Source organism: Streptomyces sp. NPDC044571 (assembly GCF_040647115.1).
Taxonomy (GTDB): domain Bacteria; phylum Actinomycetota; class Actinomycetes; order Streptomycetales; family Streptomycetaceae; genus Streptomyces.
On sequence record NZ_JBEZBN010000016.1, the window covers coordinates 1 to 25,455 of the forward strand.

The 25,455-nt window shown below is 74.2% G+C and carries 16 protein-coding genes and 1 tRNA gene; 7 read left to right on the plus strand and 10 right to left on the minus strand.

Annotated features, from left to right (window positions below; all coding sequences use genetic code 11):
- Window positions 1-432: 432 nt before the first annotated feature.
- Entirely contained in the window at window positions 433-969 is a 537-nt protein-coding gene (locus AB0B01_RS10955; protein ID WP_361715679.1) for a MarR family transcriptional regulator, read from the minus strand.
- Between the two features lie 124 nt (window positions 970-1,093).
- Here AB0B01_RS10955 and AB0B01_RS10960 point away from each other — a divergent pair, with 124 nt between their 5' ends.
- On the plus strand, window positions 1,094-2,416 hold the full coding sequence (locus AB0B01_RS10960; protein WP_361715936.1) for an MFS transporter: 1,323 nt from the start codon (window positions 1,094-1,096) through the stop codon (window positions 2,414-2,416).
- Window positions 2,417-2,476: 60 nt separating this feature from the next.
- On the opposite strand, the gene AB0B01_RS10965 is transcribed toward AB0B01_RS10960, so the two are convergent.
- Window positions 2,477-4,243 carry an ATP-binding SpoIIE family protein phosphatase gene (locus AB0B01_RS10965; protein ID WP_361715939.1) on the minus strand — a complete coding sequence of 589 codons (1,767 nt, stop codon included), beginning with the start codon at window positions 4,241-4,243 and terminating at the stop codon, window positions 2,477-2,479.
- Between the two features lie 180 nt (window positions 4,244-4,423).
- On the minus strand, window positions 4,424-5,839 hold the full coding sequence (locus AB0B01_RS10970) for an NAD(P)/FAD-dependent oxidoreductase (protein WP_361715682.1): 1,416 nt from the start codon (window positions 5,837-5,839) through the stop codon (window positions 4,424-4,426).
- A 340-nt stretch (window positions 5,840-6,179) separates the two neighbouring features.
- On the opposite strand from AB0B01_RS10970, the gene AB0B01_RS10975 reads away from it, so the two are divergent.
- Together AB0B01_RS10975 and AB0B01_RS10980 are read left to right on the plus strand one after the other, a co-directional pair.
- The gene (locus AB0B01_RS10975) at window positions 6,180-6,953 is read left to right on the plus strand and encodes a helix-turn-helix domain-containing protein (RefSeq protein ID WP_361715684.1); all 774 of its coding nucleotides are present in this window, start codon (window positions 6,180-6,182) and stop codon (window positions 6,951-6,953) included.
- A gap of 241 nt (window positions 6,954-7,194) precedes the next feature.
- On the plus strand, window positions 7,195-9,183 hold the full coding sequence (locus AB0B01_RS10980) for a sigma-70 family RNA polymerase sigma factor (protein WP_361715687.1): 1,989 nt from the start codon (window positions 7,195-7,197) through the stop codon (window positions 9,181-9,183).
- Here AB0B01_RS10980 and AB0B01_RS10985 read toward each other — a convergent pair.
- Together AB0B01_RS10985 and AB0B01_RS10990 are read right to left on the minus strand one after the other, a co-directional pair.
- Complete coding sequence (locus AB0B01_RS10985; protein ID WP_361715690.1) at window positions 9,170-12,445, minus strand: BTAD domain-containing putative transcriptional regulator; 3,276 nt, start codon at window positions 12,443-12,445, stop codon at window positions 9,170-9,172. The genes AB0B01_RS10980 and AB0B01_RS10985 overlap by 14 nt on opposite strands.
- A 113-nt stretch (window positions 12,446-12,558) precedes the next feature.
- The gene (locus tag AB0B01_RS10990) at window positions 12,559-14,736 is read right to left on the minus strand and encodes an asparagine synthase-related protein (protein WP_361715693.1); all 2,178 of its coding nucleotides are present in this window, start codon (window positions 14,734-14,736) and stop codon (window positions 12,559-12,561) included.
- Between the two features lie 647 nt (window positions 14,737-15,383).
- Between AB0B01_RS10990 and AB0B01_RS10995 the strand changes: the two genes are divergently transcribed.
- The 4 genes from AB0B01_RS10995 to AB0B01_RS11010 all read left to right on the plus strand — a co-directional run bounded on the left by AB0B01_RS10995 (window position 15,384) and on the right by AB0B01_RS11010 (window position 20,643).
- Window positions 15,384-17,111 carry a sporulation protein gene (locus AB0B01_RS10995; protein WP_361715696.1) on the plus strand — a complete coding sequence of 576 codons (1,728 nt, stop codon included), beginning with the start codon at window positions 15,384-15,386 and terminating at the stop codon, window positions 17,109-17,111.
- A gap of 67 nt (window positions 17,112-17,178) precedes the next feature.
- Window positions 17,179-18,384: an L-2-hydroxyglutarate oxidase gene (gene lhgO, locus AB0B01_RS11000; RefSeq protein ID WP_361715942.1), complete on the plus strand. Its 1,206-nt coding sequence runs from the start codon at window positions 17,179-17,181 to the stop codon at window positions 18,382-18,384.
- Between the two features lie 149 nt (window positions 18,385-18,533).
- Window positions 18,534-19,304, plus strand: a complete 771-nt coding sequence (gene trmB / locus AB0B01_RS11005) for a tRNA (guanosine(46)-N7)-methyltransferase TrmB (protein ID WP_361715945.1) — start codon at window positions 18,534-18,536, stop codon at window positions 19,302-19,304.
- Window positions 19,305-19,344: 40 nt separating this feature from the next.
- Entirely contained in the window at window positions 19,345-20,643 is a 1,299-nt protein-coding gene (locus AB0B01_RS11010; RefSeq protein ID WP_361715699.1) for a PrsW family intramembrane metalloprotease, read from the plus strand.
- Here AB0B01_RS11010 and AB0B01_RS11015 read toward each other — a convergent pair.
- The 5 genes from AB0B01_RS11015 to AB0B01_RS11035 form a co-directional block, all read right to left on the minus strand.
- Window positions 20,552-21,559, minus strand: coding sequence for a M23 family metallopeptidase (locus AB0B01_RS11015; protein WP_361715702.1), 1,008 nt, complete (start codon window positions 21,557-21,559; stop codon window positions 20,552-20,554). The genes AB0B01_RS11010 and AB0B01_RS11015 overlap by 92 nt on opposite strands.
- A 291-nt stretch (window positions 21,560-21,850) precedes the next feature.
- Window positions 21,851-22,966: a PP2C family protein-serine/threonine phosphatase gene (locus tag AB0B01_RS11020; RefSeq protein ID WP_361715705.1), complete on the minus strand. Its 1,116-nt coding sequence runs from the start codon at window positions 22,964-22,966 to the stop codon at window positions 21,851-21,853.
- Window positions 22,967-23,142: 176 nt separating this feature from the next.
- Window positions 23,143-23,216, minus strand: a tRNA-Met gene (locus AB0B01_RS11025).
- Between the two features lie 137 nt (window positions 23,217-23,353).
- A complete protein-coding gene (locus AB0B01_RS11030) occupies window positions 23,354-23,971 on the minus strand; it encodes a DinB family protein (RefSeq protein WP_361715707.1) in 618 nt (205 codons plus the stop codon).
- Window positions 23,972-24,073: 102 nt separating this feature from the next.
- On the minus strand, window positions 24,074-25,342 hold the full coding sequence (locus tag AB0B01_RS11035; RefSeq protein WP_361715709.1) for an MFS transporter: 1,269 nt from the start codon (window positions 25,340-25,342) through the stop codon (window positions 24,074-24,076).
- Window positions 25,343-25,455: the final 113 nt, after the last annotated feature.

Below are 25,455 nucleotides of genomic sequence, written 5' to 3' on the forward strand. Positions count from 1 at the left end.
CTCATCCACCGAAGTGGACGGGGTATCAACTTCTGGCGTTGATTTTTGGCACGCTGTTGAGTTCTCAAGGAACGGACGCTTCCTTCGTACTCACCCTCTCGGGCTTTCCTCCGGGCGCTTCCCTTCGTTCTTGCGTTTCCGACTCTATCAGACTCTTTCGGGCCTGACCCCCAGTCAGCGGGGTTTGTCTTCCGGGCTGTTGGGCCCTTCCGACTCCCAGAACTCTAGTGGATTTCCCGACCGATTCATAATCGGCCTTTCGGAAATCAATTCGGGCATGCCGAATGTGTTCCCGAGGGGAGATCGTGCTGAGTTGGGTGCCGCAACGAGGCGGCGGGATGTGTCGTCGCCAAAACCTTTCGGCTCAGGGACAACTCGAAGAACCTTACGGACCCGAGGGGGCCGTGTCAACCCCACTCCTGGTACACCTCGTCAGGTCCGGGACTGGAGGTCCTCCACCCGTTCCAGGAGCCGCGTGAGCATGTCGCCCAGGACCCCGCGTTCCGCCGTGGAGAGGTCCTGGAGGAGGTCCTCCTCGAAGACCGTGGCCGCCCGCATGGCGTCGAGCCACTTGCTGCGGCCCTCGTCCGTCAGCTCCACGATCACGCGGACCCGGTTGGACTCGTCCCGTTCGCGGGTCACCAGTCCCTCCGCCGTCATGCGGTCGATCCGGTGGGTCATCGCCGCCGGCGTGAGGCCCAGCTGCTTCGCCAGCTCGCTCGGGCCCATCCGGTAGGGGGCGCCGGAGATGACGAGGGCCTTGAGGACCTCCCACTCCGCGTTGCTGATGCCCAGGGCGGCGGTCTGGCGTCCGTACGCGACGTTCATGCGGCGGTTGAGGCGGCTGAGCGCCGAGACCACCTTCTCCACCTGGGGGTCCAGGTCCTGGAACTCGCGCTGATAGACGGCGATCTGCTCGTCGAGGCTCGGCTCGTGGACGGGCGCGGTGCCGTCGGGGATGTCACCCATGGACGAAGTATCGCATGAGCTCGTTGGCGTCTAACTCCTTCGGTGTGTACTGTTAACTATCGAACTTTAGCTATGAAGTCTTCGGGCTTCAGATCTCCAGGACAGGTGAGAAGTGACCAAGGTGATGGGCGCTGCGATGCGGCGGATCCAGGCCGGCAACGCGCTGACCGCGTTCGGCATCGGCTTCACGGTTCCGTTCCTCTACATCTACGTGGCGCAGGTGCGGGGTCTGGGCTCCATGGCCGCCACGAGCGCGTTCGTGGCCTTCGCCGTCTCCGCCCTGGTCGCGCTGCCCTTCACCGGTCGCGTCATCGACCGCCGCGGTCCCGTCCCCGTGGTCATCGGTGCGGCCTTCGCCGCCTCCGCCGGTGCGTTGTCCCTCGGGCTCTCCACCGGGCTGGTCCCGATCCTGCTGTCCGCTCTGGCGCTCGGCGCGGGGCAGGCGGTCATGCAGCCCGCGCTGGCCACGATGATCGTGTGGTGCTCGACCCCGACGACGCGGACCCGCGCCTTCGCCCTGCAGTTCTTCATGCAGAACCTGGGTCTCGGAATCGGCGGGCTCATCGGCGGCCAGATCGTCGACGAGACCCGGCCCGGCAGCTTCACGCTGCTGTTCGGGATCGAGGCCGTGATGTTCCTGGTGCTGGCCGGCGTCATCCTGACCGTACGGATGCCCCACGCCCCCGGCATCAAGGACGCCGTACCGCGGGACCCGGCGCAGTCGGGCGGGGCCTGGAAGCGGCTGCTGCAGCACCGGGCCATGGTCAAGCTGCTCGTCCTGGGCTTCGTGATCTTCTTCGCCTGCTACGGGCAGTTCGAGTCGGGCCTCGCCGCCTTCGGTACCGAGGCCGCCGGGATCTCCCCGTCCACCCTGGGCTTCGCGCTGGCCGCCAACACGGGCGCGATCGTGCTCGCGCAGTTCGTCGTCCTGAAGCTGGTGGAGCAGCGGCGCCGCTCGCGGGTGATCGCGCTGGTCGGCCTGATCTGGACCATCGCCTGGCTCATCGCCGGGTTCTCGGGGCTCGGGCACGGCAGTGCCGTGATGGCCGCGGCCGCGTTCGTCGCGACGTACGGGCTCTTCGGCATCGGCGAGGCCATGCTGTCGCCGACCCTGGCTCCGCTGGTGGCCGACCTGGCGCCGGAGGGGTCCGTGGGCCAGTACAACTCCGCCTTCGCCCTGGTCAAGCAGATGGCGCTGGCGCTGGGGCCGCTGGGGGTGCCGCTGGGGGCGGGGGTGCCGGTCCTCTACATCGGGGTATTCGTCGCGGTCTCCCTCGGGATCGCCTGGCTGGCGCTGCGGCTCGGCACGCAGCTGAGCGCGGTGCAGGACAGGCCGGCGCTCCTGAAGGTGCAGCCGGCTTCGCCTGCGCCCGCAGTCGTCGCGACGGCCACGACGGCCGTGAAGTCCGCAGCGCTCGCGCAGGCCGCCGAGCCTGCGGTCGTCTGACCGCGGAAGAAGACGAAAGAAGGGCCCGGTCCGGGGGGACCGGGCCCTTTTCGCGTTCGTCTACGTGTCCGGGAGGGCGAACTCGCACCAGACCGCCTTGCCGCCGCCCGGCGTACGGCGGGAGCCCCAGGCGGAGGCGATGGTGGCGACGATCGAGATGCCGCGGCCGGTCTCGTCGGCCGGTTCGGCGCGGCGGCGGCGCGGGAGATGGTCGTCCCCGTCGGTGACCTCGATGATCAGGCGGCGATCGGTGCGGCGCAGCCGCAGCCGCATGGGCGGGGTGCCGTGCTGCAGGGAGTTCGCGACGAGCTCGCTCGCTGCCAGGACGCCCAGGTCGCACAGCTCGACCGGGAAGCGCCAGGAGGTGAGGACCCCCTGGGCGAAGGCGCGGGCGCGCGGGGCGGCCTCGATGCCACCGAGGAGTTCGAGGGCGGCGTTGTGGAAGAGCTCGGCGTCCGACCCGGTGCGGCTGGGCTGCTGGAGGACCATGACGGCGACGTCGTCGTCGTGGTCGGCGTCCACGCCGAGGGCGCGCATCAGGCGGTCGCAGATGACGGCCGGGGTGCCCTGCGCGCCGGAGAGGGCGCGTTCGAGGGCGGCGACGCCCTCGTCGATGTCCTCGCCCCGGCGTTCGACCAGGCCGTCGGTGTAGAGGACGGCGGTGGAGCCGGGGCCGAGCGCGATGGTGCCCGAGGTGTGCAGCCAGCCTCCGGTGCCGAGCGGCGGGCCGGTGGGGTCGGCGGCGCGGCGTACGGTGCCGTCCTCGTCGCGGACCAGGATCGGGAGGTGGCCGGCGGAGGCGTACGCGAGCAGGCCCTCGTTGGGGTCGTGGACGGCGTACACGCAGGTGGCGATCTGGCTGGCGTCGATCTCGGCGGCGAGCCCGTCGAGGAGCTGGAGCACCTCGTGGGGCGGGAGGTCGAGGCGGGCGTAGGCGCGGACGGCGGTGCGCAGCTGGCCCATGACGGCGGCGGCACGGACGCCGCGGCCCATGACGTCGCCGATGACGAGCGCGGTGCGGCCGGCGCCGAGTGTGATGACGTCGTACCAGTCGCCGCCGACGGCGGCTTCGGTGCCGCCGGGTTGGTAGGTGGCGGCGATGCGGAGGTCGTCGGGCTGTTCCAGTTCCTGGGGGAGCAGGGAGCGCTGGAGGGTGACGGCGGCTTCGCGCTGGCGGCGCTCGCTGGCGCGCAGCCGGTCGACGGCTTCGGCATGGTCGGTGACGTCGGCGAGGTGGATCAGGACGCCGGTGTGGTGGGGGTCGCCGTCGGTGTCGGGGTCGGCCTTGGGGAATTCGACGGGGGTGCAGGTGACGGTGTACGAGCTGCCGCCGCCGGGTGCGGTGCGGTTCTTGGCGGTTCGGGGTTTGCCGCTGCGCTGGACCTGGTCGAGGAGCGGGAGGAGGCCGAGCTCGCCGATTTCGGGGAGGGCCTCGTGGGCGGGTGCGCCGGCGGGGCGGGGGCCGAAGCCGGCGGTGTAGGCGTCGTTGACGTAGGCGACGCGGTGTTCGGGGCCGTGGACGAGGGCGACGAGGGCCGGGAGCCGGCCGAGGACCTCCCGTACGGAGAGCTCGTCGAGGGAGGGCACGGCGGCGAGGACACCGCTGCCCGGGACGGTGCCCGCGCCGGGGGCGGCCGCCCGGCCGGTGCCGCGGACGGTGGCGTCGGCGGGGGCGCCGTCCGGGGTCGTGGTGGGGCGGCCGGCGGCGCCGCGGGCTGCCGGGACGGCACCTTCACCCCGCTTGGCCTGGGCTGCGGCGTGTTCGGACCGGGCGGCGGCGCGGCGCTGCGTTCCGGGCAGCCGGGCGCTCCAGCGCGTGAAGTTCACTGCGTTCAAGCCTCGTGGTGTCGCAAGTGGTCGCTGTTCCCCGGCTACCGCTGGGGGTACCCCAAGGGGTCGTTCGCGGGGCGGTGTCACGCTGTCGGTGTCACTCTGCAGGTGTCACTCTGTGCAGGGGTGAGCCCACCTATGGTCACACGTCCAGTGTGGCCGACCGCACTGACAACGTCAGCCCTGGCTGTCCTGCGGGGGGTTGGGGGCGGGTCTGGACGGTGGGTCCTTGGGGCCGCCGCCTGCAGCGAGTTCGAATTCTGCCCTGGGGTGTTCGAGGGAGCCGAGGGAGACGATCTCGCGCTTGAAGAGGCCGGAGAGCGACCATTCGGCGAGGACGCGCATCTTGCGGTTGAAGGTGGGGACCCGGCTGAGGTGGTAGGCGCGGTGCATCAGCCAGGCCGGGTAGCCCTTGAGCTTGCGGCCGTAGATGTGGGCGACGCCCTTGTGGAGGCCGAGGGAGGCCACGGAGCCCGCGTACTTGTGCGCGTACTCGGTCAGGAGTTCGCCGCGCAGGGAGGCCACGAGGTTGTCGGCGAGGACCTTCGCCTGGCGGACGGCGTGCTGGGCGTTGGGGGCGCATTCGCGGCCGGCCTCGGCGGTGATGTCGGGGACGGCGGCGGCGTCGCCGGCGGCCCAGGCGTGCTCGACGCCTTCGACGGTGAGGAAGGCGGTGCAGGCGAGCCGGCCGCGTCCGTTCTTGGGCAGGTCGGTGGCGGCGAGGATGGGGTGGGGTTTGACCCCGGCGGTCCAGACGACGGTGCGTGTGGGGAAGCGGGTGCCGTCGCTGAGGACGGCGACGCGGTCCTCGCAGGATTCGAGCCGGGTCTCCAGGCGCAGGTCGATGTTGCGGCGGCGCAGTTCGCGGATCGTGTAGACGCCCATTTCGGGGCCGACCTCGGGCAGGATCCGGTCGCTGGCCTCGACCAGCACCCACTTCATGTCCTCGGGCTTGACGTTGTGGTAGTACCGGGCCGCGTAGCGGGCCATGTCCTCCAGTTCGCCGAGGGCCTCGACGCCCGCGTAGCCGCCGCCGACGAAGACGAAGGTGAGGGCGGCGTCGCGGATGGCGGGGTCGCGGGTGGAGGAGGCGATGTCCATCTGTTCGATGACGTGGTTGCGCAGGCCGATGGCCTCTTCCACGGTCTTGAAACCGATGGCGTAGTCGGCGAGTCCCGGGATGGGGAGCGTGCGGGAGATGGATCCGGGGGCGAGGACGAGTTCGTCGTACTCGATCTCGACGCCGCCGGTGCCCTCCTCGTCGGTGGCGAGGGTGGTGACGGTCGCGGTCCGCTTGGCGTGGTCGATGTGCCGGGCCTCGCCGATGAGGATGCGGCATTTGTTGAGGACCCGGCGCAGCGGGACCACCACGTGGCGGGGGGAGATCGAGCCGGCGGCGGCCTCGGGGAGGAAGGGCTGGTACGTCATGTAGGGCTCGGGTGTGACCACCGTGACCTCGGCTTCGCCGGCTCTCAGCTTTTGCTGGAGCCGGAGCGCCGTATACATGCCGACGTAGCCCCCGCCGACGACGAGGATGCGTGTGCGGGGCGGGGTGCCGGGGGCCGCGCCCCGGGAGTTGGCAGCCTTCACCATCCCATGACGCAACGTGGCCGGGAGTTTGTCCACAGGCCTGACACATTGTGTGACCGGAGGGAGTGCCGGGACAGGGCTGTCGGATGACGTGAGTCGGAGTGGAGCTTCGCAGGTCAGCGGGTGCGGACGGGGTGGTTCCGAGGGCTTGGACCGGAAAAGTGGGGGTGAATGCTCCGATCGGGCGGTGGTCCGTCCGGGGCTCCCTCTTCTGAATTGACTCTGGCTCAACTATGTTCGTATCCCGTCGAGGAGTAGGACCGGGCCCACATGACCGTGGCCCCCTCGACGCGAAGGCGGGGAGTGTCTCCGGGGGGAGACAAATGATTACCGGGGGATACATATGAACATTTCCGATTTCCATGGCTCTGCGACCGCGCTCTCGGGCGAGACCAACGGTCGCGTGATGGCGGGCCCGACCACGCACGGAGTGGGTCGCTCCACGCCGCTGCGCGTCGACGCCCAGCGCAATCTCGAACATGTGCTGCGCGCTGCCCGCGAGGTCTTCGGCGAGCTGGGCTACGGGGCTCCGATGGAGGACGTGGCCCGGCGGGCCCGGGTCGGTGTCGGCACGGTGTACCGGCGGTTCCCGAGCAAGGACGTCCTGGTGCGGCGGATAGCCGCGGAGGAGACCGCCCGGCTCACCGAGCAGGCCGAGGCCGCTCTGGGCCAGGAGGAGGAGCCGTGGCAGGCGCTGTCGCGCTTCCTGCGCACCTCCGTGGCCTCCGGTGCCGGGCGGCTGCTGCCGCCGCAGGTGCTGCGGGTGGGGTCGGCGGGCGAGGACGGCGCCGAGGAGGCGGAGGCCGCGCGGGTTCCGCACCAGCGGCAGGCCGGTCCGACGGGCGCGGCGCCCGAGCTGCGGGTCGTCGGTGCGCGCGGGGCCGTGGAGGACGAGCCCGCGCAGGACGCCGGTGCGGGCGCGCTGCTGCAGGTCGTCGGCCGGCTGGTGGACCGGGCGCGGGAGGCCGGTGAGCTGCGGGCCGATGTCACGGTGGCCGATGTGTTGCTGGTGATAGCGACGGCCGCTCCGGCGCTGCCGGACGCGGCGCAGCAGGCGGCGGCTTCGTCGCGGCTGCTCGACATCCTGCTCGAAGGACTCCGGTCCCGGACGGCCTGAGGGCGCCCGTCCCGGAGGGCTTGAGGACCACGGTCCCGGACGGCCTGAGGCGGTCGGGTCGGCCCGCGCCGGCTCGGCGGCGCGTCGCCCGGCCGCCACCCGCCCGGGTGAAGGGCGGCACGGCGTTTCGCTGAACTGTGCCCGGACGGGTGGATGGTGGGGCGAGGGCCCCGGGCGCGCGCGCCCCGTGTGACAGGCTTGAACGGTGCACCGGTTGAGTGAGTCGTGCGGGGCGTCCGCGATGGGCGTTGACGGTCGGGAAGAGCCGCTCGGTGGCGTCGGCGGGGAGATCGGTGCGGAGACCCCGCACGCCCGGCAGGTGCCGGCCCAGCGCGAACCGGGTGGACGGCACGCCGCCGGGTGCCCGTCCGGGAGTGAGCTGCCGCCGTCCGACGGGGACCTGATCGCCCGGCTGCGCGCCGGGGACGACGCGGCGTACGAGGAGCTGTTCCGGCGGCACGCCGCTGCCGTACGCCGCTATGCGCGGACCTGCTGCCGGGACGGCCACACGGCCGACGACCTGACCGCCGAGGTGTTCGCGCGGACCCTGCAGGCGGTACGGGGCGGGGCCGGGCCGGACCAGTCGGTGCGGGCGTATCTGCTGACCACCGTGCGGAGGGTCGCCGCGGCCTGGGCGAAGACGGCCCGGCGGGAGCACCTCGTCGAGGACTTCGCGGTGTTCGCGGAGCAGGCGGCCGCGGGCTCGGAGGGCGGCGGGCTGTCGGGGCTGTCCGGCCTGTCGGGGGACGACACCCTCGAACTGGGGGCCGACGCACGCGCGATGCGGGAGGCCGAGCAGTCGCTGGCCGTGCAGGCCTTCCGGAGTCTGCCCGAGCGGTGGCAGGCGGTCTTGTGGCACACCACCGTCGAGGAGTCTTCGCCGAGTGCGATCGCCCCGCTGTTCGGGCTGAGCGCGAATGCGACGGCCGTGCTGGCGAGCCGGGCCAGGGAGGGGCTCAAGCAGGCGTACCTGCAGGCCCATGTGAGTGCGGCGCTCAGTGCGGGCGGCGCCTGCGCGCGGTATGCGGGCCGGCTGGGCGCGTATGCCCGGGGCGGGCTGCGGATGCGGGCGGAGCACGGGCTGCGGGGGCACCTGGAGGAGTGCCCGAAGTGCCGGCTGGCCGCCGGGGAGCTCAAGGACGTCAACGCGGGCATTCCCGCGCTGCTGCCGGTCGCGGTCATCGGGTGGTTCGCCGCCGGCTATGCGGCCAAGGCGGCGGGAGTGGTGGCCGGCGGGGCCATGGCGGCGGGAGGTGCCGGGGCTGCTGCCGCCGCCTCGGGCGGATCGACCGCGGGGGCGGGAGCGGGCGCGGCCGGTGCGTCCGGGGCGGGCGCCGCCGGGGCCGGTGGGGCTGCCGGGGGTGCGGGTGGGACCGGGGCCGGAGTCGGTGGTGCCGTGGTGTCCGAGGGGCTCGGGCTCCCGGCGAAGGCGGCCATCGCCGCCGGGATCGCGGTGGCCGCGGCCGCCGGGGTGGTGTTCGCGCTGGTCGGTGCGGAGCCCGAGCCCGGAGCCCCGGCGCAGCCCGCGCCGGGGGTGGCGGCGCCCGTACGGCCGGCGCCGGTGACCACACCCGCGCCCGATCCGGTGGAGGCGCAGGGCCCCGTACCGTCCGCTCCGGGCACGCCCCCGGCTTCGCCGGCGCCCTCCGCCTCGAAACCGCAGCTCGCCCCCGTGCCGTCGCGGGCGCCGAAGCCGTCGCCGACGCCGACGCCGTCCTCTACTCCCCCGCCGGCGCCGGGCCCGCGGCCGAGCCCGGCCCGGCCCTCGCCGACGCCGTCCGTGCCGAGGCCGCCGCAGGGGTTCCAGCTCGCCGGGCTCGGGCATTCGGCCTTCGGCGACCACACCGGCCCCGAGCTCCGGACCTGGCGCAGCAGCTGGGTCTGGCAGCGCCGGGGGCTGTGGATCGGCGAGCAGCGCTTCGGGCAGGGCCTCACCGTGAGCTCCCGTTCCAGCGTGGAGATCGCCCTCAACCGGCGGTGCACCGCCTTCTCGGCGCGCGCCGGGGTGGACGGCCTGTCGCTGCTCACCGACGGCACGGTGCGGTTCTCCGTGTACGGCGACGGGCAGCGGCTCTGGCAGTCCGCCGCGCTCGGCTCCGCGGACCGGGCCGTCGCCGTGGACGTCCCGCTCACCGGCCGCACGACGCTGAGGCTGGTGGTGGAGCGGGCCGGGCAGGGCAGTCTGCCGACCCTCGCGAGCTGGGCCGACGGCGTGATCAGCTGCCGTTGACCAGGGCGGCGACCTCGGGCGGGGCGAGCTCCGCCCCGGCAGCCTCCTCCTTCGCGTAGCGCTCGGCGCCCAGCGCGGCGCGGGTGCGGTCGGGGAGTTCCGCCACGGCGGCCTGTTCGGGGACCGAGCGGGGATGGCCCGCGCGCCAGGCGGTGGAGGCCGCGAGGACCCGTACGGCTTCGGCGGGCCGGTCGGCGGCGGCCAGCAGGACGGCCGCGGTGTCGGCGAGCGAGGCGAGGACCCGTTCTGCGCAGTGCGCGGCGACGGCGGCGGCCAGGGCCGGCCCCAGCCGGGCCAGACCGGTGGCCGGGCCGTGGGCGCGGGCCACGAGGATCGCGTCCACGTGATCGAGCCCGGCGGTGAACTGCGGGGGCGCCGTGAGCGTCTTGGCGGCGGCCCGGGCGAGTTCGCAGTGGGCCCGGGCCTCGCCGAGGTCCCCGCGGACGAGGGCGATCAGCGCGGCGAGCATCCCGCCGTAGGCGCGGACGTCGTTTCCGCCGCCGTACTGGGCGGCCTCGCGGTGCGCCTGTCCGAGCAGGCGTTCGGCTTCGTCGAAGTCCCCGGAGCAGAAGGCGGTCTCCGCGATCCGGGCGATGGCGAACGGTGACTCGGTGTGGGCGCCGACCTCGCGGGCCAGGCGCAGGCACTCCTCGTACTCGGTGCGGGCCCAGTCGTAGCGGCTGCGCGAGAGGGCGACCTCGCCGGCCGCGCTCGCCACCTGGGCGCGGATCCACCGGTCGCCCACCCGGTCGGCGATGCCGTGCAGTTCGGCGAGGTCGGCGTCGACGGTGGGCAGGCCGCCGGTGATGTCGATGGCGATGTGGGTGCGGAACATGAGGGTGACGCCCAGGGCCCATGCGTCGCCGTGGCGGCGGCAGTTCTCGACCGATGCGTCCAGTCCGGTGCGGAAGTCGATGGTGTCGCCGGTGAGGAAGATCGTCATCGGCCACAGCATGCCGGGGAAGGCGACGGCCTCGGGGCCGGCGTGCTGGAAGACCTCCTGCAAGCGGGCGGCCAAGTCCCGGTTCCGGGCGGTGTCGAACTGCTCGGGCGAGTGGCCGTCGGCGAGCAGGAACAGGTGGAGCATCCGCAGCCGCATGAAGCGCCAGTACGCGGGCGTGCCCCGGGCGGGTTCGGCGGGGGTGAGGGCGAGGATCCGGCCGGCCCATTCGGCGCCCTCGGTCCGGTAGTTGCGCAGCGCCCAGAACCAGCCCAGGGCGAGGGCGAGGCGCTCGGCGGCTTCGACGGAGCCGGTCGAGGTGGTGTGCAGGAGGGCGGCGCGGAGGTTGTCGAGCTCGGTCTCGGTGCGGCGGATCCATGGAAGTTGGGCGCCGGAGCGCAGGAGGGGCTCGGCGGTCTCCGCGAAGGCGTGGTAGTGGTCGGCGTGGCGGTGGGCGGCGGCGGTGCGGTCGGCTTCCTCGGCGGCCGCTCGTTCGGCGGCGTACTCGTGGATGGTTTCCAGCATCCGGTAGCGCATGGCGATGCCGTCGGGACCGGGTTCGGCTTCGGGCTCGGCGATGACGAGGGATTTGTCGACGAGGGAGCCGAGGACGTCGGCGACGTCGGCAACGCCGAGAGCGGGTTCGGCGGCGGTGTCGGCGCACACGGCCTCGGCCGCGGGCAGGTCGCAGCCGCCGGCGAAGACGGAGAGGCGGCGCAGGACGGTGCGTTCGGATGCGTCGAGGAGCTCCCAGGACCAGTCGACGACGGCGCGCAGGGTCTGCTGGCGGGGCAGGACGGTACGGGAACCGCTGGTCAGGAGGCGGAAGCGGTTGTCGAGGCGGTCGGCGATCTGGCGCGGGGTGAGCAGCCGCAGGCGGGCGGCGGCCAGCTCGATGGCGAGGGGGAGGCCGTCGAGGCGGGTGCAGATCTCGGCTACGGCGTCCGGGTCGTCAGCGGGGGTGAACCCGGGGCGGACCGCGGCGGCACGGTCGGCGAACAGGCGGTGCGCGGGGTCGGGCGGGAGGGGGTCGACGGGGCGGACGGTTTCGCCGGGCACGCCGAGGGGTTCGCGGCTGGTGGCCAGGATCCGGACGCCGGGGCAGTGGGTGAGGAGGGTCTCGGCGAGTTCGGCGGCGGCACCGATGACGTGCTCGCAGTTGTCGAGGACGAGGAGCAGGCGGCGGTGGGCGCAGTGGTCGACGAGCTGGGCGGTGGGGTCCTCGGAGGCGGTCTTCTCGCGGGCGACGAGGGCACTCTCGCGCAGGCCGAGGGCGCTGAGGACGGCGCCTGGGACGGCGCCGGGGTGGTCGAGGCGGGCCAGCTCGACGAGCCAGGCGGCTTCGGGCCGGTGGGCGGCGGCGGCGTGCTCGGCGAGGCGGGTCTTTCCGGAACCGCCGGGGCCGGTGAGGGTGATGAGGCGCAGGCGGGTCAGGTCGGTGCGCAGGGAGGCCAGTTCGGGCTCGCGGCCGACGAAGGAGGTGAGGCGGGGGCGGAGGTTGCCGCCGGGGGCCGTGTGCGGTGCGGGCTTCGGCGGTTCTGGCTTCTGCGGTTCTGGCTTCTGCGGGGCGGGTGGGGCGAGGAGTTCCGCGTGCAGGGCGGTGAGTTCGGGGCCCGGGTCGGTGCCGAGGCCTTCGGCGAGGGTGCGGCGGGCGCGCTCGTACGCCGCGAGGGCGTCGGCGGGCCGGCCGGCCGCGCGCAGGGCGCGGAGCTGCTGGGCACGCAGGGGTTCGTCGTACGGGTTCTCGTGGATCAGCGCCTCGATCTCGGCCAGCAGCCAGGCGGGGTCGGCTGCGCCCGCCCTGAGCTCGGCTTCGATCCGGTCGCGGCGGGCGGCGCTGCGGCGGGCCTCCGGGGCGGCGGCGTGGGCGGTGCGGGCGGGCTCGGGGAGGTCGGCGAGGGCGGGGCCGCGCCAGAGGGCGAGGGCGGTGCGCAGGGCCTCGGCGGCGCGGGCGGGGTCCTCGGGGGTGGTGGCCAGGTGCCGGGCTCCCTCGCGGGCGAGGCGGTGGAACCGGTGGAGGTCTATGTCCTCGCGGTCGGCGACGGCGAGGCGGTAGCCGCCGGCGGGGTCGGCGCGGACGGTCTCGCGCCCACCGAGCGCCCGGCGCAGGCGGGCGACGAGGGCTTGGAGGGCGGCGGGGGCGTCCTGGGGCGGGTCGTCGCCCCACACCTCGTCGACGAGGTCGGCCACGGACGCGGCGGCGGGGCCGCCGGCGCGGAGCGCGAGGGCGGCGAGGAGCGCGCGCAGCCGCGCGCCGCCGATGGGGAGGGGGGCGCCGGTCTCGTCGCGCGCCTCGGTGACGCCAAGGATGAGATACCGCACCGCTCAATTCTGCCGTGCCCCTGCCGGGGCGTACCCGGATTAAACGCGACCCCACCGCCCCACCGCCCCACCGCCCCGCGCCCGCGTCCGGCGTCGCCGCCCCGGGCCCCCGGTCAGGAGAGGGCCGGGCGGCGGTGGGGGATGCCCGTGGGGACGGCGCGGCGGCGGGGGGTGGAGGTGCCCGTCCAGCAGGTGCCGCGGCGGGCCAGGAGGCGGCCGAGCCACAGCTCCATCGAGACGAGCTCCGCGAGGCCGTCCAGCGGGACCGGGCGGCCCTCCGCCGCGTCCAGCAGGGCCTGTTGGACCACCCGGGCCTCGACCAGGCCCGCGTCCGCGAGCAGGGGGGCCGTGAAGAGGGCCAGGAGCGAGGTGAGGGCTGCGCGCAGCCCCAGACGGGTCGCCGTCTCGTTCGGGGTGTGGGCCGGTGCACCCCAGCCCGGCGGCAGTTCACGCACGCCCGCCGAGGACAGCACGCTGCGCAGGATCGCGGCCCGGGCCCCCGGCTGGACCCGCAGTGACTCGGGCAGGGCGCGGGCGGCCCGTACGACCTGGTTGTCCAGGAACGGGGCGTGCAGGCGCTGGCTGCGGACCTCCACCGCCTGTTCGAAGACCCGGTGGTCCGCCGCGTGGCGGGTGAGGGCGGAGCGGGCCCGGACCTCCCCCGGGCGCAGCGACAGCGGGGGCCGGCCCGCGGCGGCCGCGAGCCGGATCGATACTTCGGCCAGGGCCTCGCCCGTCAGCCAGCCCGCCGCCGGGCCCGGCCGGGACCAGGTCAGGGCGGCCAGCGAGGCGTCCACGGGGCCGGCCGGTTCGGCGCGGACCGCGCCTTCGCGCAGCCGGGCCGCCGCCGCCTCCATGCCCGTGCGGTAGGGCGTACGCGCCAGCCGGCGGGCGGCCGAGTAGACGGAGAAGGGGACCAGCAGGGATTCGCCGGGCGCCGAGCGGGCGAGGGCGGCGACCGGGCGCAGCAGGTGGCGTCGACGGCGGTCCATCAGGAGGTCGGCCAGCCGGGCGGGGTGCGCGTCGAGGACCTGGCGGGCGCCGTGGCCGACGAAGTGGTCGGCAGAGCCGGCGGCGAGGCGGCGTCGCTCGCGGGCGGCGAAGACCAGGGAGGGGCCGGGTTCGTCGGTCAGCGGCCCGTCGAGGTCCGCGTACGGGAGGGCTTCCTCGGCGGCGGCCACGACCACGTGGTGCAGCCGGGGGTCGGCTGCGATGGCCCGGGCGCGTTCGAGTTCGGCCTCGCGGCCCTGCGGGGTGGCGAGGTCGTTGAAGGTGACCGCGAGCAGCCGTTCGCCCGAGCGGTTGAGGATGGTGCCGGGCGCTCCGGGCAGGCCGGCGGCGAGCAGGGCGAGCGTCCCGGAGGCGCTGCCGCCGGAGAGGTCGGCGCCCACGCCGGGCACGGGCGCGGGCGCTCCGCGGGCCGCGCGCCGGTCGGCGGGGCCCATTCCGGGCACGGGCCCGGGGTCGTGGGGCAGGGTGTCGGGAGCATGGCGGGGAGCCGTGAGCCGGGCGCGCACCGCGTCGACCAATGCTTCGCGTACGCCCTCCACCGCCCGCTCGGGATCGGACTCGGGCGAGGCCACCGCGAGCGAGGCGACCGGTTCGTAGCCGGTGATCTCGCGGGAGCCCTCCCGCAGGATCAGCGCGTGGCCGGGCGGGATCCTGCGCACGCCCGCGTACGGTGTGCCGTCGCCCAGTGCCTCCGGGCTGTCGGGGCAGGCGAGCAGGGCGGCGAGGTGGCCGATGTCGAGCTGCGCCTCGATGAGGTCGGCGAGGGGGAGTGCGGCGGTGGCGTACGCCGTCCCGCCGGCCCAGGGGGTGTAGAAGACGGGGCGGGCGCCCGCGAGGTCGCCGACGACGGTGATCCGGCGGCCGGTCTGGACGACGGCGGTGTAGCTGCCGGACCACTGGGTGAGGTGGCGCAGGGCTCCGCCGCGGGCGGCGAGGAGCGCCCGGCGCAGTTCGGCATCGGTGGCGCCGCAGCAGCCGAGGACGGCGAGCCGGGTGAAGGGGTCGGCGGGATCGGCCGCGGCGGTGCGGATCTCGTCGGGGCGCCAGTCGCCGACGGCCCACAGCGGGTCCGGGTCGCCCCACAGGAGTTGGGCGCCGACGGGCACGACGGTGCGGTCGGCGTCACGGGCGGCCGGATCACCGGGGTCATGGGGGTGGTCCGCGTCCGCGATCCCGCCGGTCACCGGGCCGTCGAAGCCGTATCCGCCGTCCTGGACGGAGACCCGCCCGGCCGTGCCGAAGCTCGCGGCGATACTGCTCCACCCGACCAACCAGCGCACCGCCGCCTCCCCAGCCCGTGGGCACATGACCGGGGCATGATCGGCTGGCCGGCGCTGAGGGCGCGGCCGTACGGACCCCGGGTGGCTCGGGTCCATGCTGCCACGAGACGGGCGTGCGAGAGGGGTGGAGGAGCGCGCACATGTGGACGGACACGCCCCGGCCACACGGTATTTGGCGTTCCGTTCCCACCGTCCCATAGGTCGGTTTCGGCCATTCTTCGGCCGTACTGGGTACTGCCGGGCGCCCTGCGGCGCTCGTCCTCGCGGTGCGCGGGCGCGGTCCGGGAGACGGGATCGCCCCCCGGACCGTTCCGCCACCCGCGGGGATTGAGGCAGCGGCATCCCCCGGCCCGCCTGATCCACGCAGCGGGCCGACCCACGCACCGCACATCGAATCGCCGGGCCCGGCGACCGGCCAGAGCGCACGGGCGGGCGCACGGCCACACGACAGGAGCACGGCAGGGGGGCGTGCGCCGCCGGCGCGGGCCCCGGCCGGACTGTGCACGCGGACAACAATCTCGCCATACGGAAGTCGGGGCCTTAACGCTTGGGAGGCGGGGAACTACGCTGGGTTTACGAAATGCCGGGCGCCTATGCCCCGGCGGCTTATGCGTTGTATGCGTTCCGCGTGTGACGAGGGGTGGCGCATGTCCAGGGAGCTCCGCGAGCCCAATGAGAAGCTCGGCGCCGTCCTCGCCCTCGCGGGCATCAGCAACGCCGGGCTGGCCCGGCGCGTCAACGACCTCGGCGCGCAGCGCGGCCTGACGCTCCGCTACGACAAGACGTCGGTGGCCCGGTGGGTGTCGAAGGGGATGGTGCCGCAGGGCGCTGCCCCGCATCTGATCGCGGCCGCGATCGGCGCGAAGCTGGGGCGGCCGGTGCCCCTGCACGAGATCGGCCTGGCCGACGCGGACCCGGCGCCCGAGGTGGGCCTGGCGTTCCCGCGGGACGTGGGGGCGGCGGTGCGCTCGGCCACCGACCTCTACCGGCTCGACCTGGCCGGGCGGCGCGGCGGCGGGGGGATCTGGCAGTCGCTGGCCGGTTCCTTCTCCGTGTCCGCCTATGCGACGCCCGCTTCGCGCTGGCTGATATCTCCGGCGGACGGTTCGGTGGCGCGCGAGCCCGCCCCGGCACGCGACACGGCGGCCGGGTCGGAGGCTGCGACACTGCGCGAGGGCGCGCGCGGCACCGGGGCCTCCCGTACGGGCGGTCCGGCCCACGAGACCGCGCCGTCCCACGAGACCGTTCCGTCCCGCGAGGCGCTGGCGGCCCGCGAGACCGTGGCGTCCCGCGAGACCCCGGCGTCCCGCGGACCGGGTGCGAGGGTGGTGGCGACTCCCGCCGCCCCTTCCCAGGGGTCGGCGGTGTCGCCGTCTCCGGTTGTGCCCGCGCAGCCTTCGGGCGAAACTCCGCACGCCCCGCCCCCCGTCCTCCTCGCGCTCCCGGACGCCTCGCCGCAGCGGGTCGGCCACAGCGACGTGGCCAAGCTGCGCGAGGCCGCCGAGGACGCGCGGCGCTGGGACTCCAAGTACGGCGGCGGGGACTGGCGTTCCTCGATGGTGCCGGAGTGCCTGCGCGTGGACGCCGCCCCGCTGCTGCTCGGCTCGTACTCCGACGAGGTGGGCCGCGCGCTGTTCGGGGCCACCGCGGAGCTGACCCGGCTGGCCGGGTGGATGGCCTTCGACACCGGCCAGCAGGAGGCCGCCCAGCGCTACTACATCCAGGCGCTGCGGCTGGCCCGCGCGGCCGCGGACGTACCGCTCGGCGGGTACGTGCTGGCCTCGATGTCGCTCCAGGCGACGTACCGGGACTTCCCGGACGAGGGGGTGGACCTCGCCCAGGCGGCCGTCGAGCGCAACCGGGGCCTGGCCACGGCGCGCACGATGAGCTTCTTCCGGCTGGTCGAGGCGCGGGCGCACGCGAAGGCGGGCGATTCGGCGGCCGCGGGGGCGGCCCTGCGGGCGGCGGAGGGCTGGCTGGAGCGGGCGCGGGAGGGGGATCCGGATCCGACCTGGCTGGGTTTCTACTCCTACGACCGGTTCGCGGCGGATGCGGCGGAATGCTACCGGGACCTCAAACTGCCCCGGCAGGTGCGCCGGTTCACCGAGCAGGCACTGTCGCGCCCCACGGAGGAGTACGTGCGCTCGCACGGGCTGAGGCTGGTGGTCAGCGCGGTCGCCGAGCTGGAGTCGGGCAACCTCGACGCGGCGTGCGCGGCCGGCACCCGGGCGGTGGAGGTGGCGGGCCGGATCTCCTCGGCGCGGACGACGGAGTACGTACGGGACCTGCTGCACCGGCTGGAGCCGTACGGGGACGAGCCGCGGGTCGCGGAGCTGCGGGAGCGGGCCCGGCCGCTGCTGGTGGCCCCCGCGTAGCCGCGCTGTCAGTGGCGGGGTGCAGTATGCAGGGGTGGGAGGTGGCGGTTTGGGCGGCGCGGGCGGCATGGGCAGCGGCAGCGTGGACGGTGACGTGCTGGTGATCGGCGGTGGGATCGTCGGCCTGTCGACGGCGTATGCCCTGTCGCGGCTGGCTCCGGGGACCCGCGTGGTGGTCCTGGAGAAGGAGCCGGGTCCGGCCCGGCACCAGACGGGCCGCAACAGCGGGGTGATCCACAGCGGGATCTACTACCGGCCGGGATCGCTGAAGGCGCGCTTCGCCGTGCGCGGAGCCGCCGAGATGGTCAAGTTCTGCGCGGAGCACGGGATCGCCCACGAGGTGACCGGGAAGCTGATCGTCGCCACCGGGCGCGAGGAGCTGCCGCGGCTGCACGCGCTGGTGCAGCGGGGCCGGGAGAACGGCATTCCCGTGCGGGAGCTGGGCCCGGCGCAGATCTCGGAGTACGAGCCGGAGGTGCGCGGCCTGGCGGCGATCCATGTCGGCACCACCGGGATCGTGGACTACGGGCAGGTCGCGCGGCAGCTGGCGGAGTCCTCGGGGGCGGAGATCGTCTACGGCGGGGCGGTGGAGCTGATCTCGCGGCGCCCGTCCGCGGTGGCGGTCCGCACGTCCACCGGGCTGGTGGTCCGGGCGCGGGTGCTGGTGAACTGCGCGGGCTTGCAGTGCGACCGGGTGGCCCGCCTGGCCGGGGACGACCCGGGGATGCGGATCATTCCGTTCCGCGGGGAGTACTACGACCTGGTGCGGCCCGGGCTGGTGCGGGGGCTGGTCTACCCGGTGCCGGATCCGGCCTTCCCGTTCCTCGGCGTGCACCTGACCCGGGGGATCGGCGGCGGGGTCCATGTCGGGCCCAATGCGGTGCCGGCGCTGGCCCGCGAGGGGTACGGCTGGGGCGTGGTGCGGCCGCGGGACGTCGCGGACGAGCTGGCGTGGCCGGGAGCCTGGCGGATGGCCGCACGGCACTGGCGGTACGGCGCGGGCGAGGTCCGGCGCTCGCTGTCGAAGGCGGCCTTCACCCAGGCGGTGCAGCGGCTGCTGCCGGCGGTGACGGCGCAGGACCTGGTCCCGGCGGCGGCCGGGGTGCGGGCCCAGGCCGTGCTGCGGGACGGCACGCTGGTGGACGACTTCCTGATCCGGGACGCGGAGCGGACCGTGCACGTGCTGAACGCCCCCTCGCCGGCGGCCACGGCCTCGCTCCCGATCGGACGCGAGATCGCCCGCCGCGCTCTGGGCACCCTCCACGGCGCCTGACCGGGGACGGGCGCGGCCGGCGGCCCGGGGGGTCGGGCGGGCCCTCCCGGCGGCCCGGCCGTCGGCGGCGGGCCCGGCCGGGGGCGGGGTCGTAGAATCTGGGGATTGTGTCTGAGTCCCTCACCCCCCAGCCCAGCGCCCCGGAAGCCCTGCCGGAGGCGAACGCCCACGTGCCCCCCAAGTGGCGGACCGAGCCGCGGTTCCCCGACGGGCCCGCCCCCGACCCGGCCGGCTCGCACCACGAGCGCCGGATCCGGAGCTTCCAGCCGCGCCGCAGCCGGGTGACCACCGGGCAGGGCGAGGCCCTGAAGCGGCTCTGGGGCACCTGGGGGCTCGACATCGACGGGCACTCCGTGATCGATCTCGACCAGCTGTTCGACGGGCTGCCCGTCGTGCTGGAGATCGGCTTCGGGATGGGCGAGGCCACGGCGCAGATGGCCGCGGCGGACCCCGGGACCGGGATCCTCGCCGCCGACGTGCACACCCCCGGCCAGGGCAACCTCCTCGCGCTCGCCGAGCGGAACGGGCTGACCAACATCCGCGTCGCGAACGGCGACGCCATCATCCTGCTCCGCGAAATGCTGCCGCCCGACTCCCTCGCCGGGCTGCGCGTGTACTTCCCCGACCCCTGGCCCAAGGCCCGCCACCACAAGCGGCGGCTGATCCAGCCCGAGTTCCTCGACCTGGCCGCCACCCGGCTCGCCCCGGGCGCCGTCCTGCACTGCGCGACCGACTGGGAGCCGTATGCCGAGCAGATGCTCGAAGTCCTCACCGCGCACCCGCAGTTCGAGAACACCCAGCCGGACGGCGGCTACGCGCCGCGGCCCGACTTCCGGCCGCTCACCCGCTTCGAGGGCCAGGGCCTCGACAAGGGGCACGTCGTACACGACTTGCTCTTCCGCCGGGTGGAGAAGCCGTAACGTCACTCCACGTGTCGGAGTCGCTCGCTAGAGTCATCATGTGGTCCGAGCGCTTCCCGGTGTCCGTTCGTGCGTGCTCGCCGTGCTCTGCCTCACGGGGCCGGTGATCCTCGAACTCGTACGGCAGCAGACCGGCACCCCCGGCTTCTTCGTCGGTCTCGGTCTGGCCGTGCTTCCGGTGCCGCTGCTGATGGCGGCGTTCCGGTGGCTCGGCCGGGCCGCCCCGCACCCCTGGGCGCAGTTGCTGTTCTGCTTCGGGTGGGGGGCCTGCACGGCGGCGCTGATCGCCATACTGGCCAATGACTTCGCCACGGAGTGGATCACCGCGGCGACCGCCGACCCCTCCCACGCCGACGAGCTCGGCTCGGTGGCGATCGCCCCGGTGGTGGAGGAGAGCGCCAAGGCAGCGGCGCTGCTGCTGGTGTTCGCCTTCCGCAGAGGGCAGTTCACCGGCCCCGCGGACGGTTTCGTGGTGGCCGGGTTCACGGCGACCGGCTTCGCCTTCACCGAGAACATCCTCTACCTGGGCAACGCCTTCGGCGAGGACCTGGCGAAGGACACGCCCGCGCTGGACTCGCTGACCGCGGCGACCTTCTTCGTGCGGATCGTGCTCTCGCCGTTCGCGCACCCGCTGTTCACGGTGGTCACCGGCCTCGGGGTCGGCGCGGCCGCACTCGGCACCGGCGGCCGGGCGCGCCGGCTCGGGCTGCCGCTGCTCGGCCTGGCGGCGGCGATGGGCCTGCACGCGCTGTGGAACGCCTCCTCGCGGCTGGGCGAGTACGGCTTCTACTGGGTCTACGGCTGCGTGATGGTCCCCGTGTTCGGACTGCTGCTGTGGCTGGCCGTGCGGATACGGCGGGGCCGGCTGCGGGCCGTCTCCGCCGAGCTGGCGGTGTACGCCGCCGCGGGCTGGTTCGGTCCGGCCGAGGTGCCCGCGCTGGCTTCGGTGCCGGCCCGGTCGCTGGCCTGTGCGCTGGCCCGGCGCAGCGGGGGCCGGGCGGCGGGCCGGGTGGTCGCCCTGTACGCGGCGGATGCGGCCGCGCTGGCGCTGCTGCGGTACCGGGCCCGGCGCGGGGGCGCGGGCCGGGAGCCCGACTTCGCCGGGCAGGAGCGGGAGTTGCTGCACCGGCTGTGGCGGCGCAGGGCGACGGCGGGGCCCGCGCTGTCCCGGGCGGCGGTGCTGGAGGAGCTGCTCCCGGTGCGGTTCGACCCGCTCGGGCGGGTCCCCGTACCGGCCGCGAGGGCCCCTAGACGCTCAGGCCCTTGGACTGGAGCCACGCCAGCGGGTCCACCGTCGAGCCGCCCTTGCGCACTTCCAGGTGGAGATGGGGTCCGGTGACGTTTCCGGTGGCACCGACGCGGCCGATGGTCTCCCCGGCGCCGACCTGCCCGGAGGTCACCGACATCGAGGAGAGGTGGCAGTACCAGATCTCCGTACCGTCCTCCAGCTCCAGCACGATCCGGTAGCCGTACGCGCCCGACCAGCCGGCCGAGGTGATCGTGCCGCCGGCCACGGCCTTGACCGGGGTGCCGGTCGGGGCGGCGAAGTCGAGGCCGGTGTGGTGGCCGGAGGACCACATGGAGCCGGCGACGCCGTAGTGGGAGGTGAGGGTGTAGGCCGAGGTGGGGAGGGAGTAGCTGCCGGCCGGCTTGGCGAGGCGCTCTTCCTCGGCCTTGGCCTCGGCCGCTTCCTTCGCCGCCCGCTCGGCGGCGGCGCGGGCGTCCTCGGCGGCCTTCTCGGCCGCCTCCTTCTTGGCCTTGGCCTCGGCGGCGGCGCTTTCCTGTGCGAGCCGCTCCGCCTCCGCGCGAGCCTGCGTCTGGGCGGCGTCCTGCTGCGACTCGGCCTGCTGGAGGATGCGGTGGCGTAGGGCCTCGCCCGCATCGGGCTGCCGGTCGGCGACGGCCTGGTGCGCGCCGGTCGCCTGCGCGGAGACCGCGTCGGCGCGGTCGGCTGCGGCCGCCGCGTGGGCGCCCTGGCCGCCTCCGGTGAGCCCCAGGTCAGGCAACGAGGGTATGGATATGGCGACCTGGGGCCGGTCCTGGGCGGTGGCGATACCGCCCGCGCCGACCGCGGCGATGACGCCGACACCGAGCACGGTGGAGCTGCGCGCAAGTCCCCCGCGCTGCTTGGCGACCCGGTGCCTTCCGCGCAGCGGGCGGGCGGAGTCCTCGGTGGGGTTCCATTCACCCCAGGCTCCCGCCGTGGGCGGTTCCTCGATCTCGACGCCCTCGGGGGCAGGCACGTTGGAGGCCACCGGGGCACACTCCTCAGGGACGCGCACGCGCACGGCGCCGTCTCTTGCGACGGCTGGGACGACCGCGCTGCGTTATCGAACGGTAATAGACGTGGGGGAGTGATTCCAAGCTGTTGCGGGGGAACCTTCACAGTAATCAGCCATGCCCGGCAGGGCTTTGGCCTGGACTTATGCCGTGAAACGGTTCAATACTGGGCAAAATTCAGCGTGGTTGCACATCTCTTCGGCCAGCGCCGAACATTGACGCCTCGTCACTCTCTTTACACAAAGGGCTCGTTCGACTACGTGCGGTCACACCGCCACCGCGAGGAGCGCCATGTCGTCCGTCGCCCTGCCCTGCGTGTGCCGGCGCACGTCGCTGCTGAGGGCGCCGAGCAGTTCGGCGGGGCCCGAGAAGACCCGGCCGCGCAGCCGGGCCGGGGGGTCGTAGAAGGCGCCGGACCGGTCCCGGGCCTCGGTGAGCCCGTCGGTGTAGAGCAGGAGCGTGGATCCCGCCGGGAAGGGCCACTCCTCGGCGCGGTCCGGACCGGCTCCGAGTTCGCCGAGACCGAGCGGCAGGGCCGGCTCCGCCGGGGCGAGGACCGCCAGGGTCCCGTCCGCGTGCAGCAGCAGGGGCTCGGGGTGGCCCCGGTTGAGCAGCCGGAGCACCCCGGCGTCCGGCGGGATCTCCCCCAGCACGCACGTCGTGAAGCCCTCCACCGCGTCCAGGCTGTCACGCCGGACACCCTCCCGGGTCAGTGCCCGTTCCAGCCGCTGCGCCACCCGCTCCAGGGTCGGCTCCGTCTCCGCCGCCTCCCGGAAGGCCCCGAGGACCACCGCCACGGCCTCCACCGCGCCCAGCCCCTTGCCCCGTACGTCGCCCACCGCCAACCGCACCCCGTACGGGCCGTCCTGGACGGCGTAGAGGTCCCCGCCGATGAAGGCGTCGGCCTGCGCGGCCTCGTACCGGGCCGCCACCTGCAGGCTCCCGATGCGCTCGGGGGGCTTCGGCAGCACGGCGCGCTGGGCGGCCTCGGCGATGCCGCGCACGGAGGCGAGCCGCTCTCCGCTGCGCCGCACCACGCGGTTGATCAGCAGGGCGAGTCCGGAGACGGTCAGTACGGTCACCAGCTCGGTCAGCGGCTCACCGTGCCAGCCGGTCCGGTGGTACAGGTGCAGCAGCACCACCGTCAGCGAGGCCAGGGCGCCCACCAGGGCCGTGGCCCGCAGGGAGAACAGGGGTGCGGCGACCAGCGGAGCCGCGGAGAAGAAGGGGGATCCGGTGTAGCTGGGCGGGGTCATCAGGTCGAAGGCGAGGCCGGCCCCGATCAGCACGGCGGGGAGGACGCGGACCACCTGCCGGGCCACCCGGTTCTCCGTGGCTCCCGCCTGTCCGTTCTCGTCCTGTAGGCCGCCCAGCCCCACCACGCTGCTCTCCTGACCGGTGCTCGCACGGGGGCGGGCCGCTGCCGCCTCGCCCTCCAGGCTCGCCGCAGCGGGGACCGTACGGCGACCGGGCCTGCGCCGAGCGGGTGAGCTCGCGTCAGGAGGCCGATGGAACGACGAAGGCCCGGTTCCCAAGGGAACCGGGCCTTCGTTCGGAGTAGCGGGGACAGGATTTGAACCTGCGACCTCTGGGTTATGAGCCCAGCGAGCTACCGAGCTGCTCCACCCCGCGTCGGTAAACACAACCCTACGCCATCCGTGGGACGGTCACCGCCAATTAACCGCGCCGCCGCCCCGGCGGATGACATAATCCCTGGTCAGAGCCGCGCATCCGGGTCAAAGTGCGTCTCGCTCACCCGGCGGCGGCGGTTACCGCAGGCCGAGCGACTCGTAGGTGGCGTCGAGCTCGGTGACGTCGAGACCGGCGGCCTGGCGCACCAGCCGGATGGCCCGGTAGATCTGGTTGATGTGCGCGATGTCGTGGCCGATGACCTTCCGGATCATGACCTCCATCGTTTCGCCGCCCTGCTCGCCGTGGCGGCCGGTGCGCTGCCAGTCCTCGGCCGGGAGCACGGCGAGCAGCGCGACGTTTGAGGCGCGCAGGCCGGTCCAGGCGTCGAGCATCTGGCGGAACGGGAGCCGGGGCAGCGGGGCCCAGAGCTGCTCGTCGTAGCCGGGGTAGACCGGGTTGTCCTCGGTGGCCACCAGGCGCCAGCGGAAGCCGTAGACGATGTCGACGTCGAAGAGGTGGCCGACGATGAAGGCGGCGGGCCACTCGCCCGGCTCCGGGACGGTCTCGGCGAGTTCGGTGGGCAGGTCGGCGAAGAGCTGCGCCGCCCAGACGGGGGTCTTGGCCAGGACGTCGAACGGGTCGCGGTCGCCGGCCACTTCGAGCAGGGCGCTGACGTAGGCCGCGGGGTCCTCGGTGGCGGACGGGATGTCGATGCGATGCACGTCGGCTGCCGCCGGTGCGGTGGGGGTGGTCATGTGGCTGTGCCTTTCGGTGGTGACGGCTGTGATGGGTGTGGGGGGTGGGGGGTCTGTCGGGTGTGCGGAGGCGTGCGGTACGGACCCGTGCGCCGGGCGGTGTCAGGCGGCGGGAACCGGCTCGGGTGTCTCGGCGGCAGTGGCGGCGGGGGTGTTCTGCCCGCCCCGCTTGCCCGGGTCGGCGCCCAGCACCAGCAGCGCGCCGAGGCCGGCGACGGCGGCGCAGACCACCCAGTGGAGCGGCGCCGAGATGCCGTAGAGCAGTCCGCCGACGGCCGGGCCGAGGGCGCCGCCGAGGGTGTGGGCGATGCCCTCGGCGCCCTGGTAGCGCCCGCGCAGGTGGGCCGGTGAGAACTCGGCGGGGTAGGCGTTGGCGATCGGGGTGTAGACCGTCTCGGCGACCGTCCACACCACCACCGTCAGCGCGAGCAGCCAGATGGCCTGCACGGCTCCGGTGAGGGCCATGCCGAGGCCGAGCAGGGCCAGGCCCGCGGCGATCACCCGGCGCGGGTTGCGGCGCTCGGTGTGCTTGGTCAGCGGGAGTTCGATGACCACGCAGAGCAGGGCGTTCAGGCCGAGCAGCAGGCCGTAGACCTTGTTGTCGAAGCCGGCGTCGGTCACGTGCAGCGGCAGCGTGGCCGTGGACTGGCCGTAGACGAAGGTCGCGGCGACCATCGAGCCGAGGAAGAGCAGGTACGGCCGGTCGGTGAGCACCTCGCGGTACCCCCCCTTGCCTGCCGTGCCCTTGGCGCCGGCGTCCGCGCCGTCTGCGGCGGGGGCTTCGACGGGCGGCCGGCCGCCCGGCAGCGTGGCCAGGGCCAGCGCGCCGAAGGCGAAGGAGAACAGCGCGTCGCCGAGGAAGACGTACGTGTACGAGGCGCCGCTGAGCAGGCCGCCGACGAGCGGGCCGACCGCCATGCCCACGTTGATGGCGAGCCGCAGCACGGCGAAGGCCGTCACCCGCTGCTTCTCCGGGACCACGTCGACCAGCAGGGCACCGGCCGCGGGACGGTACAGCTGGGCGAAGACGCCGACGAGCCCGACGAGGGCGGTGGTCGCGACCAGTCCGTCGGTCAGCGGTACGAGGGCCGTGGCGGCGCTGCTGCCGAACATGGACACCGCAATGGCGGTGCGCCGGCCGAACCGGTCGGCGACCGTACCGCCGACGGCGTTTCCGATGAACGCGCCGACTCCGACGAATCCGAGGGCGACACCGGCCTGGAATGCGGAGAATCCCTGGGCGACCAGGAACAGCACGAGGAATACGTTGAGGAAATTGCCGAATTTGATGAGGAACATTCCGGAGAAGATCACCCAGGCGCTTCTGGGCAGGTCACGCAATCGTCGGCGCAAGGGGTCCTCGCCGGCCATGGGGGGCTCCTTCTCGATGGGGGGATGAGGTGGTGACCTCCATCAAACCTGCCGGTCAAGGCCCTGGCCAGGGCTGAGGGCTGGCACAAAGCTGGCTGGCACATTCCTGCCCG